Origin of the sequence: Variovorax sp. ZS18.2.2 (genome assembly GCF_024701975.1) — a bacterium.
Classification (GTDB): Bacteria; Pseudomonadota; Gammaproteobacteria; order Burkholderiales; family Burkholderiaceae_C; genus Variovorax.
In genome coordinates this window covers 306,610-322,713 of record NZ_JANLNM010000003.1, presented here as the reverse complement: position 1 = coordinate 322,713, position 16,104 = coordinate 306,610, and the positions used below count along the sequence as shown (strand labels likewise).

The 16,104-nt window shown below is 57.2% G+C and carries 18 protein-coding genes; 14 read left to right on the top strand and 4 right to left on the bottom strand.

Annotation, left to right across the window (positions count from 1 at the left end; genetic code table 11):
- The first annotated feature begins 85 nt into the window (after positions 1–85).
- Genes NU688_RS15250 through NU688_RS15235 form a run of 4 tightly spaced genes read left to right on the top strand, consistent with a single transcriptional unit; the run spans position 86 to position 2,280 of the window.
- A complete protein-coding gene (locus NU688_RS15250; protein ID WP_257861530.1) occupies positions 86–652 on the top strand; it encodes a hypothetical protein in 567 nt (188 codons plus the stop codon).
- A complete protein-coding gene (locus tag NU688_RS15245) occupies positions 636–1,133 on the top strand; it encodes a hypothetical protein (RefSeq protein ID WP_257861529.1) in 498 nt (165 codons plus the stop codon). The genes NU688_RS15250 and NU688_RS15245 overlap by 17 nt, the downstream gene beginning before the upstream one ends.
- The gene (locus NU688_RS15240; protein ID WP_257861528.1) at positions 1,130–1,735 is read left to right on the top strand and encodes a lysozyme; all 606 of its coding nucleotides are present in this window, start codon (positions 1,130–1,132) and stop codon (positions 1,733–1,735) included. Before NU688_RS15245 ends, NU688_RS15240 begins: the two co-directional genes overlap by 4 nt.
- Complete coding sequence (locus tag NU688_RS15235) at positions 1,732–2,280, top strand: hypothetical protein (RefSeq protein WP_257861527.1); 549 nt, start codon at positions 1,732–1,734, stop codon at positions 2,278–2,280. Before NU688_RS15240 ends, NU688_RS15235 begins: the two co-directional genes overlap by 4 nt.
- A 54-nt stretch (positions 2,281–2,334) precedes the next feature.
- Here NU688_RS15235 and NU688_RS15230 read toward each other — a convergent pair whose 3' ends face one another.
- The 4 genes from NU688_RS15230 to NU688_RS15215 all read right to left on the bottom strand — a co-directional run bounded on the left by NU688_RS15230 (position 2,335) and on the right by NU688_RS15215 (position 5,473).
- On the bottom strand, positions 2,335–3,570 hold the full coding sequence (locus NU688_RS15230) for a hypothetical protein (RefSeq protein WP_257861526.1): 1,236 nt from the start codon (positions 3,568–3,570) through the stop codon (positions 2,335–2,337).
- 14 nt (positions 3,571–3,584) lie between these two features.
- Positions 3,585–4,475 (bottom strand): hypothetical protein, encoded by an 891-nt coding sequence (locus NU688_RS15225; RefSeq protein WP_257861525.1) that lies wholly within the window; start codon positions 4,473–4,475, stop codon positions 3,585–3,587.
- 55 nt (positions 4,476–4,530) lie between these two features.
- A complete protein-coding gene (locus tag NU688_RS15220; RefSeq protein ID WP_257861523.1) occupies positions 4,531–4,731 on the bottom strand; it encodes a hypothetical protein in 201 nt (66 codons plus the stop codon).
- 112 nt (positions 4,732–4,843) lie between these two features.
- On the bottom strand, positions 4,844–5,473 hold the full coding sequence (locus tag NU688_RS15215; protein WP_257861522.1) for a hypothetical protein: 630 nt from the start codon (positions 5,471–5,473) through the stop codon (positions 4,844–4,846).
- 266 nt (positions 5,474–5,739) lie between these two features.
- Between NU688_RS15215 and NU688_RS15210 the strand changes: the two genes are divergently transcribed.
- The 10 genes from NU688_RS15210 to NU688_RS15165 all read left to right on the top strand — a co-directional run bounded on the left by NU688_RS15210 (position 5,740) and on the right by NU688_RS15165 (position 16,098).
- Positions 5,740–6,369, top strand: coding sequence for a hypothetical protein (locus NU688_RS15210; RefSeq protein ID WP_257861521.1), 630 nt, complete (start codon positions 5,740–5,742; stop codon positions 6,367–6,369).
- 648 nt (positions 6,370–7,017) lie between these two features.
- On the top strand, positions 7,018–8,091 hold the full coding sequence (locus NU688_RS15205; protein ID WP_257861864.1) for a polysaccharide biosynthesis/export family protein: 1,074 nt from the start codon (positions 7,018–7,020) through the stop codon (positions 8,089–8,091).
- A 173-nt stretch (positions 8,092–8,264) separates the two neighbouring features.
- A complete protein-coding gene (gene tviB / locus NU688_RS15200) occupies positions 8,265–9,566 on the top strand; it encodes a Vi polysaccharide biosynthesis UDP-N-acetylglucosamine C-6 dehydrogenase TviB (RefSeq protein WP_257861520.1) in 1,302 nt (433 codons plus the stop codon).
- Positions 9,567–9,598: 32 nt separating this feature from the next.
- Positions 9,599–10,546: a Gfo/Idh/MocA family protein gene (locus NU688_RS15195; protein WP_257861519.1), complete on the top strand. Its 948-nt coding sequence runs from the start codon at positions 9,599–9,601 to the stop codon at positions 10,544–10,546.
- Positions 10,547–10,563: 17 nt separating this feature from the next.
- A complete protein-coding gene (locus NU688_RS15190; RefSeq protein WP_257861518.1) occupies positions 10,564–11,154 on the top strand; it encodes an acyltransferase in 591 nt (196 codons plus the stop codon).
- The gene (locus tag NU688_RS15185) at positions 11,151–12,278 is read left to right on the top strand and encodes a DegT/DnrJ/EryC1/StrS aminotransferase family protein (protein WP_257861517.1); all 1,128 of its coding nucleotides are present in this window, start codon (positions 11,151–11,153) and stop codon (positions 12,276–12,278) included. The genes NU688_RS15190 and NU688_RS15185 overlap by 4 nt, the downstream gene beginning before the upstream one ends.
- A 38-nt stretch (positions 12,279–12,316) precedes the next feature.
- Entirely contained in the window at positions 12,317–13,573 is a 1,257-nt protein-coding gene (locus NU688_RS15180; protein WP_257861515.1) for a lipopolysaccharide biosynthesis protein, read from the top strand.
- Positions 13,551–14,171, top strand: coding sequence for an imidazole glycerol phosphate synthase subunit HisH (hisH, locus tag NU688_RS15175; RefSeq protein ID WP_257861514.1), 621 nt, complete (start codon positions 13,551–13,553; stop codon positions 14,169–14,171). The genes NU688_RS15180 and hisH overlap by 23 nt, the downstream gene beginning before the upstream one ends.
- A complete protein-coding gene (locus NU688_RS15170; protein ID WP_257861512.1) occupies positions 14,172–14,942 on the top strand; it encodes an AglZ/HisF2 family acetamidino modification protein in 771 nt (256 codons plus the stop codon).
- Between the two features lie 7 nt (positions 14,943–14,949).
- Positions 14,950–16,098: an N-acetyl sugar amidotransferase gene (locus NU688_RS15165; protein WP_257861511.1), complete on the top strand. Its 1,149-nt coding sequence runs from the start codon at positions 14,950–14,952 to the stop codon at positions 16,096–16,098.
- Positions 16,099–16,104: the final 6 nt, after the last annotated feature.

The window sequence follows — 16,104 nt, the reverse complement described above, 5'->3', positions numbered from 1 at the left end:
AATGGCAGTGAGGCATCTCGTATGCAGCGTTGCTTCTAGATCTAGACCCGCTTCGGCGGGTTTTCTTTTTTCTGAAGGATGACCAATGCAAAACATCTTCAAGAGATTGGGCACAGGCATCGTGCAGAGTTTTCTCGGCACGGCGATGCTGGTGCGCGTCGACGTCGACGAACTACGTCGGTACATCGCATCCGCGCCCAGCTGGCCTGTCGACCAAGACCGCGCAGAGGTGCGACTGCAGGCGGCTTTCATCACGACTGTATTCCTGTTGTTGCTCGCCGAGCCGATCTTCTATGTCTTCGGTGTACCGGACTCGTTCATCGGTCGCGTGAGTTCGATGACGTACTCGAGGTGGTGCGTGATCGGCGCCTTCTCGATCTCGTTCGCTGCAGCGCTGCCGCATCTCTACACGCTGGTCTTCCGACCGGATCTCCTCGACCACAAGGGCTACAGGCGAGCAGCGGCTTTCGCGGCGGTGCTTGCCGGTGCGACGTGGATCGTGCTTGCGAATCGAGCGGTGCAACTCGACGTCGGAGGCCTCGCGTGGGCCTACGCAATCCGGGCCGTCTCAGTCTTCTTCATCGCCGGGATCTTTGGTGTGTCAGTCAACGCTCAACAGATGAGGGAGCACTTCCATGCAGCGCCGCGTTAACCAGGCCTTCTTTCTTTGGCTGGCGTGTTACAGCGCACTCTGCTACGCGAACACTACCCTCGTGCAGGACGTACTCGCCTACGACTGGATGTCGTTGCTGTTCGCCGCGGCCGCCGGGCTGCTCGGTGGCGCTGCGCGAACCATCTTTACGCTGGTGTCCGAGCGGGCGCTCGTCGGCAACGTCAAGACGCTGCTGCTGAAGGATCTGATCGTCGCCATCTTCGGTGGGGCCGTGGCCTACATCGCGATCCAGGGCTACAACTCCGGCGCCAGCGCGATCACGCTGGTAAAACTGCCGATCGTCGTGCAGGACCTGCGGATCTTGTTGATCCTCTGGGCCGGCTTTTCGCGGGGTCGCTGGTTCGGCGTGCTCGACCGCTTCGCCGCCGACGCCATCGCGAACGCGAGCAATCGTCTGCGTGGGGGCGCTGGGCCTGACGCGCCGCCTTCGGTGGCCGCGCCGTTGGGAGATAAGCAATGAACGAACACCTTACGACGGGCGCCGACGGGCACGAGCTGAACCACTACTACGAGGCCTGCAAGCTGCGGGCCTACCCCGACCCCTTGTCCCCGCTGTTCAAGGCGCTGCAGTCGGCCAGGATCGATCCCTACAAGCTCACCGAGGTGCCGGCCCAGTTCGCGAGCCTGAGCGGGAAGCCCTGGACGATCGGGTGGGGCGACACCGAGGGGGTGAGTGTCGGCATGGTCATCAGCCAGGCTGAGGCTGACGCACGCTATGCCAAGCGCCTGGCGCGGGACTTCGAGCCGGCGGTGCGGGCAGCCGTCGACGTGGAATTGAACCAGCGCCAGTTCGATGCGGTCGTCTCGACGGTCTACAACACTGGGCGAGGTGGCGGGGGCCGTGACGGCATCCTGTTCCTGGGCGGGGGAGGGCCGTCGACCTTCTTACGAAAGCTCAACCTGGGCGACTACGCCGGCGCGGCGGCCGAGATCCCGAAGTGGAACCGTGCCGGCGGCCAAGTCGTGAAAGGTCTGCAGCGCCGGCGAGAGGCGACCCGCCTGGTGTTCCTCGGCATGGACGCCCGCTCGGCCATCGTGTCGGGCGAGGCGAAGTTCCCATGAGCGCGATTGCCACTCTGCTCGGCCTGGTGCCCGGCTGGATCTGGGCGGGCCTGATGGCCGCCAGTGTGCTGCACGGCTGCTGGGTAGGCCACCAGCGGGACGGTGCGAACAACGCGCTGCACGAGCTGCAGGCGGCCGTCGCGAAGGCGGACCTGGCCAGGACGCAGGCCGCGCTCCTGGCCAACGGCAACTTCCGAAAGTTTGAACATCAACAGGCGGCCGCGGCCGCGGAGCTCGAGCATGCAAACCAAGTTCGCAAACAAGCGGCTGGCGGTGTCGATCGCAGCAATCGTGATGACGTTGACGGGCTGCGGCGCGATGTCGCCCAGCTCGACGCCGCCGCCCGTAGTGGTGGGCTGTCCAGCGCCGCCGCCTATCCCTTCGAGCTTGCGGCAAGCCGGCGAGCGGCTGAAAACGCAAGAGGACTATTCCTTGCGTGCGCAGCGGAATATAAGGAAGTGGCGGGCTCAGCTCAACGAGACGCCATCGACCTTGGCACCGGAGTAGGCTTCGCAGAGCTGGTGCAAACGTCTGCACCACCATGATCAAGGCCCCCAGCGCTTCGGCGCTGGGGGCCTTTTCCCATTGCGATGTTGGCGCTATGCGGCTTGCTGCCAAATGGCGGCCGGCAAGGCTTGCTCCTCCGCCCGCCGCTCCCTCCGCCGATAGGCCATATACGCCGAGCAGATGCCTAGTGCGGCGCCCACCAGCATGTAAGTGAAATCCTTGGCAGTGAGCAGCAGGAAGATCGTCATCAGCAAGAGACACAGTGCCAGCTTGAAGCCGTTGAGCGAGCGCGTGCTGCGACTCCGAGCGAACTTCACGAACTGGGTAGCTGAGCGCAAAAGAATGAACGACAACAGCGCGAAGCCCGTGAAGCCCAGGTCGACCCACGCTGACAGGATGTTGTGGGCTTCCGAGCCGACGCCTGTTGTCGGGATGTAGCTGCCGTAGTCGCCAAGAAAGACGTTGTCTGTGATGGTCCGCAGGGCGGCGACGCTGTACTCGTCGCGAGCATCCCCGCTTGTCGACTCTCCGGACACGAGCAACTCAAGCACTCGGTTCTCGGGCAGCAGCGTGGTGATCACCTCGAGAGATGAATAGGTGACGCCTGCAATGACCGCGATCGTGAGGATCATCGCCATCGGCTTCTTGGAACTGATGATCTCCATCACGCATGCAAACAAAAAGAAGGCTGCAAATTCACTTCGGGCCACAGCTAAATAAAGTGATGGGATACAGACCGCGTAAATAATGAGGCGAACTCGGAGTCGGTCTGTAAAGGCCACCAATGCAATAGCGGTCATCAAATACGAACGGGAGAATCCTTGGTAAGACGCAATGGCATCGCTTCCATCCGCAGCGTCTTGACGAAGATAAAACGTTCCGTCGACCGACAGCATGAAAATCAAAACCGTCATTGCTATCAGGCAGGCAAAGGCAATTCGGCGAAAAGATTTACTTCTGAAATCAATTGTCTTGAATATAAAAAAGCAACAGCCCAAATGAATAATTGACACAGCGTGCTGAGCAATCAACTCTATCGGCTTTTGCCCAACGAAAGAGAACGCCAAGACGAGCACGAAAAACGCAACGTACAGAAAAAATAATTGATCTGTGCCAGTGAACTCGGTTTTGTCCTTTGTCACCGTCTGCACGTACACCATGAAGAGGAAGGGGAAGAGCAGTACCGACATGGGCGAGAAGAAGCCCCCAAGCACTGGCGGGAACAAGTTGTATCCCGCCATCGTGTGATAGAAAAAGAATCCTGGAAAGAGAATCAAAAAACTCCACTCAGGGATAAGCGCTCTAATCGTTGAAAGTCTTATGTCCATGGCAAGGCAGCAATTTATTTCAACAGTTGAATCGTGTCTTTAGACATGGTGCGGCTGTTGGAAATGCAGTCGTTTTTGCGGTCGCTGTCGCATGTTTGGGGTATATCCTTCCAGCCCGACCATTTATCCTCTGCGCCGAGGTATCCGGGGTAAAGCTCCAGGCCAGCCAGTTCCTTGGATTTCAGCATTGCAAGCTGCAGCTTCAGAGCGTCTTTATAAAGTTCGAACTCTTCCGTCTTCGAGCACTTCTCGGTGCCGCCCTGTTTGCATTTCAGGTAGTCGATACGGTCATAGTGGTAGACGCCACCGAATATTGCCGCATTGGGAAACAGCATCTTGGTCTCGGCAACGTACTCCCGGTAATTCGTCCAATTCGAGCGGAAGTGCAGATAGAGCGCCACGCGATCGACCTTGGCCCGAGCATCGGCCGGCAGGTTGGCCGGATTCTTCTTCACCTGGTCGATCTCGTCCTCGTAGAAGGTCACCCCGAACTGCAGCTTCGGGTTTGCCGACTTCACGGCGTCGATCAGCTCGTTGATGTATTTGCCCTTGTCCGGCACGTTGGCGCGCCGCATGAACGACCAGGCGTCGTCAACGCTGACCTCTTTCAGCACCGGGTGCTCAAGCGAGAGCTTCGAGTAGACAGCCGCGCGCTGCATCACCAGGTCGGGCTTGTCGGCCTGACCGAAGGGGATCGTGATGTACTTGATCCTTGGCGCTGGCTTGTACAAGGCGATGCAGGCCGACGGCTCCATGGTGCAGCCGATGCGCAGGGAGGTGACGAACGGTGCGGCCTCGTTGGTGGGGGCGGCGCCCCAGGCCATGATGTCGCGATCGGCGGCCGAAACCAGGGTGGCGGAGGCGGCGAGCAGCGCCGCGGCGGCTATGCGGAGGAGGCGGTTCATGGGCGGCATTGTCGCCTAGCGACCGGCGGCCCAGAAGACGGCGCCTTGGGGCGGGCTACTCCTCGAGGATCTCGCTGGCGATCCACGCGAGCAGCTTGCAGCCCGCAAAGTAGAGGATCGAGCCAACGACGAGACGCACCAGCACCTCCCATAGCGCCAGGCGCGGCTGATCGTCGATGAAATGGAGAGCCAGCATCAGCACCCAGAAGACGCCGATGGGGATGATGGCAACGCGCCAGAATTCGCGGAGAGTCACTTCTTCACCTTGTTCACGTAGTCCGACCTCCCCATTGTCGCTGCTGGCAGAGCCGTGCCACTGTGCGTGTATGCCCTCAGCGGCCTCTTGGAGCCCACCTCGTGCGTCGGCTTCAAACGCCGTCGTTGAGCACCTGCATACCTGTTCTCAGGTTATGAGGAAGCGTCAACCATTGTTCCTTCGTTAGAAAAATTGTGAGAGAAAAGAGGTTGCATTCGGAGAATTCGCAGTCCTCTAGGAGTAAAACTGTAGTGGTTAATCCCGGTTTGACAATGACCACTTCACAATGCCCAAAGGAGCAGCGATTAAACGTCGTTCCTTGCCATGCGACGTTGATCGGTCCAAACAAGTGGCAGTGAGCGAAGCGAACTCGCGATACTTTGGTGGCGAGTGGATGAAAAAAATCGACCAAATTCAGACTCTCGTGCTCGTGAGAGGGGGCGAGAACGTTTGAACTCTTGGCGCTGGCTCTTAGGGCCAAGATGTTTGCAGTGGCAACTTTTTTCCGGGCGATTCCATAGGCGAGATACATGAGGGTCATTACCGCCAAGGTGCAAAGGGCCGCCGCACCCCACGCCACTGGCCCAAATGGCTGAAGGAATGCTGAAATTGATGCCAGATACGCCATGGCACCGGGTCCGACAAAGAAGCCAACGATCGCCGGCCAGTTTTCGATCGCCTTGTCGAACGCCCAGCTAAGCGGTGCCTTTATCGCTGTTTTTTTTCTGTCTTGCTCTGCCATGCGAACTCCAAAGTAGGTCGCAATGGTGCATCAAAAGCAAGGAGGAAACGCATTTAGGCGTTCGTCGGCGGTGAAGCGATCGGTGATCCCACTCGGGGCTGATGGCCTGGTGCATTTGGGGCCGAACGATCTGGTCGACGACGAAGATCGCGACTGCCCGGATGAGCGACCTATAGCTTCAGTCCGTTGCTTCTGCGAGACGAGGATTCGAATCGTCAAGTAGGCATCTTAGTAGGCATCTTCGGAGAATTGCCCCGGAAGCCCGCATGAAATATAGAGGTGTGACTGCCTCCCTCTCCTCCAGACATGCTTGCAGGCCATGGATTGACGAAAGCTTCTCAGCTCGTCATTCCTTCGCCGGCAAAGCCACTATCAAAAGCCGCAGTGATTTTTCACTGCGGCTTTTTGCTTTTTGGGTGCTGTACGGGGCTACCTACCTACCGCCCGAGCGAACCCGTCGATCCCGGGCGGGGTTTCGTCGAGAAGCTGGCCTGCGCCTCTCTCTTGGCCTTGGCCACATCGATCTCCCGTTCGGAATGGAGCTGATGCTTGCCGCAGTTATCGCAGCGATAGAGGCGCAGCCATGGCAAGACCCGCATCCAAGTGCTGCGGCGCGTGCGCTTGAGATGATCGATGCCGCATGGACAGGCAGAAAACAGGTTGTGCATAAAGAGGGCGATCTGGATGTCATGGGCCCCCTTACCAAGCTCTATGGCTTATCGGCAGATGTATTGCAATGCAGCATTCTTCCTGCGATCCGTGACCATCGCACTACCATGTTCGCGGTATTTGTAATCTTTGCTACTACATGCAGACTGTCGCTGGGCCGTCGAGGCCTCGAGGTGCGCTCCGGCTTCAAGAGCGCTCCGCGCGCTGGATGCGCGGTCTTGGACTGAAGTCAACTATTCAAAAACATTGTCTGCAATGGTGTCCCGGCCATCCAGTTCGCACCGAGCCCGAAGTTGTCGGGACACCCGTCAAGGGCGACTGCTTCAGCCGCGGCATGACGCGCCGGACTGCGCTCAATGTGCCGGGAGCGGCCCGTTTTCCGAGGTATTCCGGCGTGGAAGCAGCCCGATGTGCCCTGCACCAAGCAGCGCCAACAAGCGCTGCGGACTCATTTATCGGAGAGTATTCGCCACGTACCTTTACCCGCTCCGAGCGTGCCGAAAGCGATCAGCGGCGGGGTTGCGCTGGTACGATAAGGGAGAAAGTTTGCAACGATGAACTTGGGCGACCACATCTCTTCGGAGAGAGCCAAGGGACTCTGATGGCGACTTTGGCGCCGTCACTGCCTTTTCACCAACTCACGCATCTATTTGTGAGTTTCCAGTGTGAAGAGTAAACGATTTTTTACAAAAAATTCGTCAATAACCACTGCGCCTGAAAAACTGTGTGACGAAACTGCGCACGGCCTCTTGCGTGCGTTGCTGGTAAATATTGACTTCTGGGGGATCAGATTGAGAAGAAATTCGAACGTCTTGGCATGGGCGTCGGCACTGGCAGGTGCGATGGTGCTTCAAGGTTGCGCAATCGTGCCGGGCATGGGTACCGTGGAGGCTTACGACGGACGGGAGGAGTTGCCATCGCAGTTCCGCTACCTGCCCGACGCGGCACCCGAAGGCGCGATCACCCCCATTTCCCTTGCGCTCGTGCGCACGCTGGCCGAGACCTCGCCCAAGGGCGTTCCGCCGGAAGTGCAGGCGCTGTTCGGCAAGAGCGAGCGCTACACCATCGGTCCTGGTGACGTGGTGGGTGTGATCGTTTACGACCATCCTGAACTGCTGCCCAACGCGGGCGCCGTCATCTCGCAGACCGCAGACCCTACCGGCGTGCAGGTGGCCCCCGGTTTCATCGTCGATTCCGAAGGTGAGATCGCTTTCCCGTACATCAGCCGTGTTCGCGTCGCCGGTTTGAGTGAAGGCGATGCCTCCGACCTGATCCGTAATCTGTTGAAGCCGCATGTCGAGAACCCGCAGGTGACGGTGCGCATCCAGTCCTTCAGAAGTCGCCGTGCCTACGTCGAAGGCGAAGTGCGCACCCCCGGCTCTCAAATCATCACCGATGTGCCGATGACGTTGAACGAGGCCATCAACCGGGCCGGCGGCATCACGGCCAACGGCAATCTGTCTGCCTTGACGCTCATCCGCAACGGCAAGTCGATCCCGGTCGACATGACCAGGTTGCGCGAGGCCGGCTACGACGGCAACAGCATCCCGCTCAAGAGCGGCGACACCGTTCGCGTGGCGCACCGCGAAGACTCCAAGATCTTCCTCATGGGTGAGGTCGTGGCGCCACTGGCCCTGAACATGCGCAGCAACGGCCGCCTGAGCCTGAGCGAGGCGCTGGGCGAGGCTGGTGGTCCCCAGAATGCAACCGCCAACGCGGGACAGATCTACGTCATTCGCCAGGGGGCCACTGGCGCGCCTGCCGTTTTCAATCTCGATGCCAAGAATCCGGCCGCCATGGCGATCGCGAGCCAGTTCCGGCTGCAGTCGCAGGATGTGGTCTATATCGACCCCGTGCCGCTGGTCAAGTGGAACCGCGTGGTCAGCTTGATCCTGCCGTCGGCCACGGTGGTCAATAACGCCAGCGAGGTTTACGTCAGGCATCGCTAGTCAGCCAGGGGAACCGGAGAGAGTCCACCACCGCCGCGACGGCGGGGCATGGACTCACCTGAATCGAAAGACAGCAACCGCGAGCGATCGAATGAGCGCGCGCGGCATGGCGGCAGGGCTTCTCTTGAAACCGGGCCGTCAATTTTTTATTCGCAGTCAGTCATCCATCCATCATGCAAGCCATTCATTCAAATCAACCGATCGCGATCATCGGTCTGGGCTACGTAGGCCTCCCCCTCGCCGTGGAGTTCGGTAAGAAGCGCCAGGTGGTCGGCTTCGACATCAATGCCAAGCGCATCGCCGAACTGCAGAGTGGTCATGACCACACGCTCGAAACCACCCCCGAAGAACTGAAGGCCGCCACGCAACTGGCCTTTACATCGCACGCTGATGACCTGCGCGACTGCGGCGTCTTCATCGTGACCGTTCCCACGCCCATCGACAACGCCAATCGGCCCGACCTGACGCCGTTGATCAAGGCCAGCGAATCGGTCGGCAAGGTGATGAAGCCCGGCGCGATCGTGATCTTCGAATCGACGGTGTACCCGGGCGCGACAGAAGAGGTTTGCGTGCCCGTGCTGGAAAAATTCAGCGGCAAGAAATTCAACGTCGATTTCTTCTGCGGGTACAGCCCAGAGCGGATCAATCCGGGGGACAAGGTCAACACGCTCACCAAGATCAAGAAGATCACCAGCGGAAGCACGCCCGAAGTGGCCGACCTGGTGGATGCGCTCTACAACGAGATCATTACCGCCGGCACGCACAAGGCCACCAGCCTCAAGGTGGCTGAGGCCGCCAAGGTGATCGAGAACACGCAGCGCGACCTGAACATCGCGCTGGTCAACGAGCTGTCCGTGATCTTCGAGCGCCTGGGCATCGACACTCTCGACGTGCTCGAGGCCGCGGGCAGCAAGTGGAATTTCCTGCCTTTCCGTCCGGGCCTCGTGGGTGGGCACTGCATCGGCGTGGACCCGTACTACCTGACGCACAAGGCGGAACAGGTCGGCTATCACCCGCAGGTGATATTGGCCGGCCGCCGCATCAACGACAACATGGCGCGCTACGTGGCCCGCAACACCATCAAGTTGATGTTGAAGAACGGCATGGACGTGCCGCGCTGCCGCATCGGTGTATTGGGCGTCACCTTCAAGGAAAACTGCCCGGACATCCGCAATAGCAAGATCGTGGACATGGTGCGCGAGTTCGAGGCGTGGGGCGCTTCCGTGGAAGTTGTGGACCCGTGGGCGGACGCCGAAGAAGTGGCTCGCGAGTACGGCCTTCAACTCGGCAAGGTTGATGCGGACCATCCGGTCGATGCGCTGGTCGTTGCCGTAGGTCACAACGAGTATCGCGGCGCGACGATGTCCGAGCTGCGCGCCCTGTGCCGAGGCGAGCAGCCTGTGCTGGTCGACGTCAAGAGCCTGTTCAACGCTCACGATGCCCGCGACAGCGGCTTCTCCGTGTTCCGCCTGTAAACCATTTCCTGTTTCTCCGTTTCTTCCTCGACATGAAAAACTTTGCTCTCATCGGCGCCGCCGGCTACATCGCTCCGCGCCACATGCGTGCCATCAAGGACACGGACAACCACCTCTCGGTGGCCTACGACATCAACGATTCGGTCGGCATCATCGACAGCCTCTCGCCGCAGAGCGAGTTCTTCACCGAGTTCGAACGCTTCTACGAGCACGCGCAGCAGCTCAAGCGCAACCCCGCGACGGCGCTCGACTACGTGGCGATCTGCAGTCCCAACTACCTGCACCACCCGCACATCGCTGCGGGCCTGCGCCTGGGTTGCGACGTGATCTGCGAGAAACCCCTGGTGCCCACGCCGGACCTCGTCGACGAGCTGCAGCGTGTTGAAAAGGAAACTGGCAAGCGCGTCTTCAACATCCTGCAGCTGCGCCATCACGACGCCATCCTGAAGCTGCGCAACAAGGTTGCCGCCGCGCCCGCAGATACCAAGTTCGATGTGGAACTGACCTACATCACCTCGCGCGGCAAGTGGTACATGGAAAGCTGGAAGGGCGACAACCGCAAGTCGTTCGGCGTGGCGACCAACATCGGCGTGCACTTCTACGACATGCTGCACTTCATCTTCGGAAAGCTGCAGCACAACGTGGTGCATTACAGCGGCACGGCCAAGGCGGCGGGCTACCTTGAATACGAACGCGCGCGCGTTCGCTGGTTTCTGTCCATCGACGCCAACGATCTGCCGGCCGACGTGAAGGGCAAGAAGACGACCTTCCGCAACATCGACATCAGCGGCGAGAAGCTCGAGTTCTCCGAAGGCTTCACCGACCTGCACACGGTGAGCTACCAGGAAATCCTGGCTGGTCGCGGCTATGGCCTCGAGGATGCGCGCCACTGCATCGAGACCGTAAACGTGATTCGCAGCGCCACACCCGTTCAGGGCGAGCAGGGCGAAGTGCATCCGTTCGTTCGGCATCTCGCCTGACGCCCCGCGAGCTCGGCATGGCATACAAAGCCCACCCCACCGCGATCGTCGACGAGGGCGCCCGGATCGGCGACGGCACCCGCATCTGGCACTGGGTGCACGTCAGCGCGCAGGCGTCCATCGGCGAGGGCTGCTCGCTCGGGCAGAACGTCTACGTCGGGAACGACGTGACCATCGGCCACAACGTCAAGATCCAGAACAACGTGAGCGTCTACGACGCGGTCACGTTGGAGGACGACGTGTTCTGCGGGCCGAGCATGGTCTTCACCAATGTCTACAACCCGCGTTCGGCTGTCACACGCAAGGACGAATATCGCCGCACGCTTGTGAAGCGGGGCGCGACGCTGGGCGCCAACTGCACCATCGTCTGCGGCAACACCGTGGGCGAATATGCCTTCGTCGGCGCCGGCGCCGTGATCAACAAGAACGTGCCGGCTTATGCGCTCATGGTCGGCGTGCCCGCCAGGCAGATCGGCTGGATGAGCGAATTCGGCGAGCAACTTGCGTTGCCGCTGAAGGGCACGGCAGAAGCTATTTGCGCGCACACCGGCGCGCGCTACGTACTCGACGGCAATGCCGTGACCAAGTTGGAAGCCAAGGCGCCATGATCGAATTCATCGACCTCAAGACCCAGCAGGCCCGCATCAAGGACCAGATCGACGCGGCGATTCAGCGCGTGCTGGCGCACGGTCAATACATCCTCGGGCCTGAAGTGGCCGAGCTGGAAGAGAAGCTCGCGGCCTATACGGGCGCCAAGCATTGCATCACTGTGGCCAACGGTACGGATGCCTTGCAGATCGCGCAGATGGCGCTTGGCATCGGGCCGGGAGATGAAGTCATTACGCCGGGCTTTACGTACATCGCCACTGCCGAGACCGTGGCGCTGCTGGGCGCCAAGCCGGTGTACGTGGATATCGATGCGCGTACCTACAACCTGGACCCGGCCCTGCTGGAGGCTGCGATCACTCCACGGACCAAGGCCATTGTTCCGGTGAGCCTGTATGGGCAGTGTGCGGATTTCGACGCGATCAATGCGATTGCCGCGCGGCACGGAATTACCGTCATCGAAGATGCCGCGCAGAGCTTCGGGGCCACTTACAAAGGCCGCAAGAGCTGCAATCTCAGCACCATTGCCTGTGCGAGTTTTTTCCCAAGCAAACCCTTGGGCTGCTACGGCGATGGCGGGGCCATCTTCACCAACGATGACGAACTGGCCAAGGTCATGCGGCAGATTGCCCGGCACGGTCAGGATCGGCGGTATCACCATGTCCGGGTGGGGGTAAACAGCCGCCTCGACACGATACAAGCAGCAATTCTCTTGGCCAAATTACCTCTGCTTGATAGAGAGATAGAACAGCGCCAGGAAGTTGCCTCCCTTTACGAAAGCAGTTTCGCCAAATCAATAAAAATCGAGACGCGCTCCGATGGAAAAGGCTCGAGTCGAATTACCACGCCATATATAGAGCCGGCCAACACAAGCGCTTTTGCTCAATACACCCTTCAAGTGCCTGATCGAAGCAGCCTGGAAATCGCGCTGAAGGCTGCAAATATACCTGCGGCCGTTCACTACCCTATTCCTCTCAACAAGCAGCCCGCGGTACGCGATGACAGCGTTGACCTCCCCATCGGTGACTCAGTCGCGCAGCATGTCATCAGCTTGCCAATGCATCCTTATTTGCAAGAGTCGACGATTACCGAGATCGTGGAAGCTATTTCGGCTGCCTGCAAATAATTATCGACTTGCCCCAACGTGAAAAATAAGATTAATTCATGAAACGGGAGGTCGGTCATTTCTGGCACCAAGTTGCATCGGTTTTAACCGGCAGTACGATCGCGCAACTCATTCCAATCCTGGGGTCGTTGATACTTGCGAGGCTATTTGCGCCGCAAGAATTTGGACTCTACGCTGCGTGGCAGGGCGTCGCCCTTTTTTTCGCAGTTGCCATAACTGGCCGGTTTGAAACGGCCCTTGCCATGGTGGCAGAGGGCGATGCTCGACGAGTTGCCGCCGCAGCGACCCTGCTGACAACCGTTTTTGGCGTGATTCTGTTGGCCATTGCAGTAGGCGGCGCATTTTTCCTATCCCCGGCCTGGCTCGAAAAAACTCCAGTCCTTTTTGGAATCATGGTCGTGCCGGCCGCTTTTGCTATTGCCGGCTCTCAGATCTGGCAGTCCTGGGCCGCAGCGGAGGGAGAGTACAAAAAGCTTTCGATCATGCGAATCGTGTTCGCATTTTCAATTACTGTGATGCAAATTGTGGCAGGCCTTGAGTGGGCTTCCTCGTCTGCGTTAGTCGTCGCGCATGTCGTGGGAGCATCGATCGGGTTTCTTGTGGCGTTGAAAGTAATGCCATTAGGTCGACTGCCCCAGGATATCAATCGGCGATTGCTTGAGTTTTGGTCTCGCTACCGAAGACTTCCAATCATGTCTTTGCCGGCTGATGTCATTAATACTGCCGCTGCGCAACTGCCCTTGATTATCGTCGCCAGTCGATTCGGATCGGAAATAAGCGGCTATCTCGCCTTGTCATTGCGGACACTAGGCGCCCCCATTTCGCTGCTCGGCCGGGCGGTGCTGGATGTTTTTAGAAGGCATGCAGCTTCGGACTGGCGGGCAAGAGGCGAATGCCGAGATACCTATTCCAAGACTTTCATGGTGCTTTCCACAGCATCCGTGCTTGTCATGTCGGGCCTGATGTGGTGGGGAGAAGATCTTTTTTCCCTTTGCTTCGGCGAGAACTGGCGCCCTGCAGGAACCATTGCTGTCTGGCTTTTGCCAATGTTCATGCTGAGATTTGTGGCAAGTCCATTGAGCTACATGTTTTATTTGGCGGAAAAACAGCACATCGATCTGATGTGGCAGATCTCACTGTTTGCCATGACGATTGGGACGCTGACGGCATTCAATAGCTATTCTCTTTCGCTCCAATCATACGGTGCTGGTTATAGCATGCTGTATGTGATCTATTTAATCCTGTCTTATAGGCTGTCTCGAGGCGAAAAGAATGATCGCAATTATAGATTATGACATCGGAAATATCGGGGCGGTCGAGAATATGCTCCTCCGAATTGGAGCCAAATGCAAGATAACAAGCGACGCATCCGAAATTGAAGCGGCCAGCGGTTTGATTTTGCCGGGTAATGGCGCGTTCGACGCATGTATTTCCAATCTGCGAGCAAGCGGTCTAATTCCTTTATTGGAGAAACAGGTTTTCCAAAAAAATACTCCAATCCTGGGAATTTGCGTAGGCGCCCAGATGTTGGGACATGGAAGCGAGGAGGGGAGTTTGCCCGGTCTTGGATGGCTTGACATGTCGGTTAAACGCCTCCCTGAGAATTCGGGACTTCATGTGCCTCACATGGGTTGGGGTGAAGTCGTGAAGCGCCAGGTAAATCACCCCCTCCTCAAAGAGCTGGAAGATGATGCTCGGTACTATTTCGTTCACAGCTACTACATGGACTCAAGGGATAGAGGCATTGAACTCCTGGGCTCTACGTACGGAATTGATTTTTGCGCCGCTGTCGCCGAAAAAAATATAATGGGTGTCCAATTCCACCCCGAAAAAAGTCATCGATACGGAAAAAGAATTTTGGCAAACTTTTCCGAAATGCAAAAGGCGGTATAGATGTACAGGGCTCGTGTCATTCCGACTTTGCTTCTGAGTCAACGGGGCTTGGTGAAAACGAGGAAATTCAAGGATCCGGTTTATATCGGCGACCCTGTCAATGCCGTTCGAATCTTCAACGAAAAAGAAGTCGATGAGCTGGTTGTGCTGGACATCAATGCTTCTCGTGAAGGCAGGGAGCCCGACTATGAAGTCATTTCAGAAATAGCGAGCGAATGCTTCATGCCGGTTGCATACGGTGGCGGCATTCGCACATTGGAGCAAATTAGAAAGCTGCTCCGCGCCGGTGTAGAGAAGGTGGTTATTAATTCCGCTCTCGCCGAATCAACGGAAATTCTGACAGAGGCTTCTAGAATTTTTGGAAGCCAGGCGATTATGGCGGGTATCGATGTGAGGCGTGGCTTATTAACCGGATACAAAGTGGTTGTGAGATCTGCCTCAGTCGAACTGAAGCACTCAGTCGCAGACTACGCACGGATCCTGGAGGGGGCGGGTGCGGGAGAAATTCTTCTTAATAATGTGGATCGAGATGGAACGATGGCTGGATATGACATCGACTTACTCCGCTTGGTTTCAGGTACGGTAAAAATTCCAGTAGTGGCCGCAGGTGGTGCGGGAACCGTGGAACACCTTAGTCAAGCACTGAATGATGGTGGAGCGGCCGCAGTGGCGGCCGGTGCAATGTTCGTCTTCAGAGGTAAACATCGAGCCGTGCTTATTGGGTATTTAACGGAAGCTCAAAAAAAAGAGCTGTTGATTAGAAAAAGATAATTTAATTATGACCGCTGAAAAAAGAAGTTATCAAGTTTGCACCCGAACGGTGATGGACACGACGGATACCGAAATTATTTTCGACGAGCAAGGCGTAAGTAACCACGTTCATGAATTTGAAAAAACAGCGAAGGAAACATGGTTTCCCAATGAAGATGGTGCGCGTCGGCTAAATGAATTGATTGAAAAAATCAAAATAGAGGGAAAAGGCCACGAATACGACTGCATTATTGGACTTTCGGGCGGCGTAGATAGTTCTTATCTGGCGTTGAAGGCACACGAATGGGGCTTGCGTCCATTGGTTGTCCACGTCGATGCGGGATGGAATAGTGAATTAGCCGTTTCAAATATCGAAAAAATTGTGGAACACTGCGGTTACGACCTACATACCCACGTTGTGAATTGGGAAGAGATGCGCGATCTCCATATCGCGTATTTACGCTCTGGAATTTCCAATCAGGATGTACCGCAGGATCACGCTTTCTTTGCGGCGCTCTATTCTTTTGCCGTAAAAAATGGCGTTAGATACGTTTTTTCGGGTGGGAATCTGGCTACTGAAGGAATTTTTCCTAGATCCTGGCATGGCAGCGCCATGGATGCTATCAATCTGCTTGATATTCACAAGAGGCACGGCAGTAAAAAATTAGCGACCTACCCCATAGTCAGCTTTTGGCAGTATTACATCTATTATCCGCTGATAAGAAAAATGCGTGTGATTCGCCCGTTGAACTTCATGCCTTTTAATAAAGATGAAGCCATTCAAGAGTTGGAGAAGATTGGGTGGCGGTCGTATGGCCGAAAGCATGGGGAATCCATTTTTACAAAACTCTTCCAGAATTATTATCTTCCAACGCGCTTCGGATATGACAAGCGACTGCCGCACTTGTCGAGTCTCATTGTTTCCGGGCAAATGACACGTGAAGAAGCATTATCGGAATTGAAGAAGCCGTTATATCCGGCAGATGAACTGGAACGAGATATTTCTTATTTTTGCAAGAAACTGAGAATTACCCGCAGCGAGTTTGACGGGTACATGCAGCTCCCGCTTAATAGCCATAAAAACTATCGAAGCTGGAATCGCCGCTACAGATTGCTTAAGCGTATTCAGGGGCTAGCGGGCAAGATCCTTGGTCGAAAAGTTTCGGCATATTCGTAGTTTCTA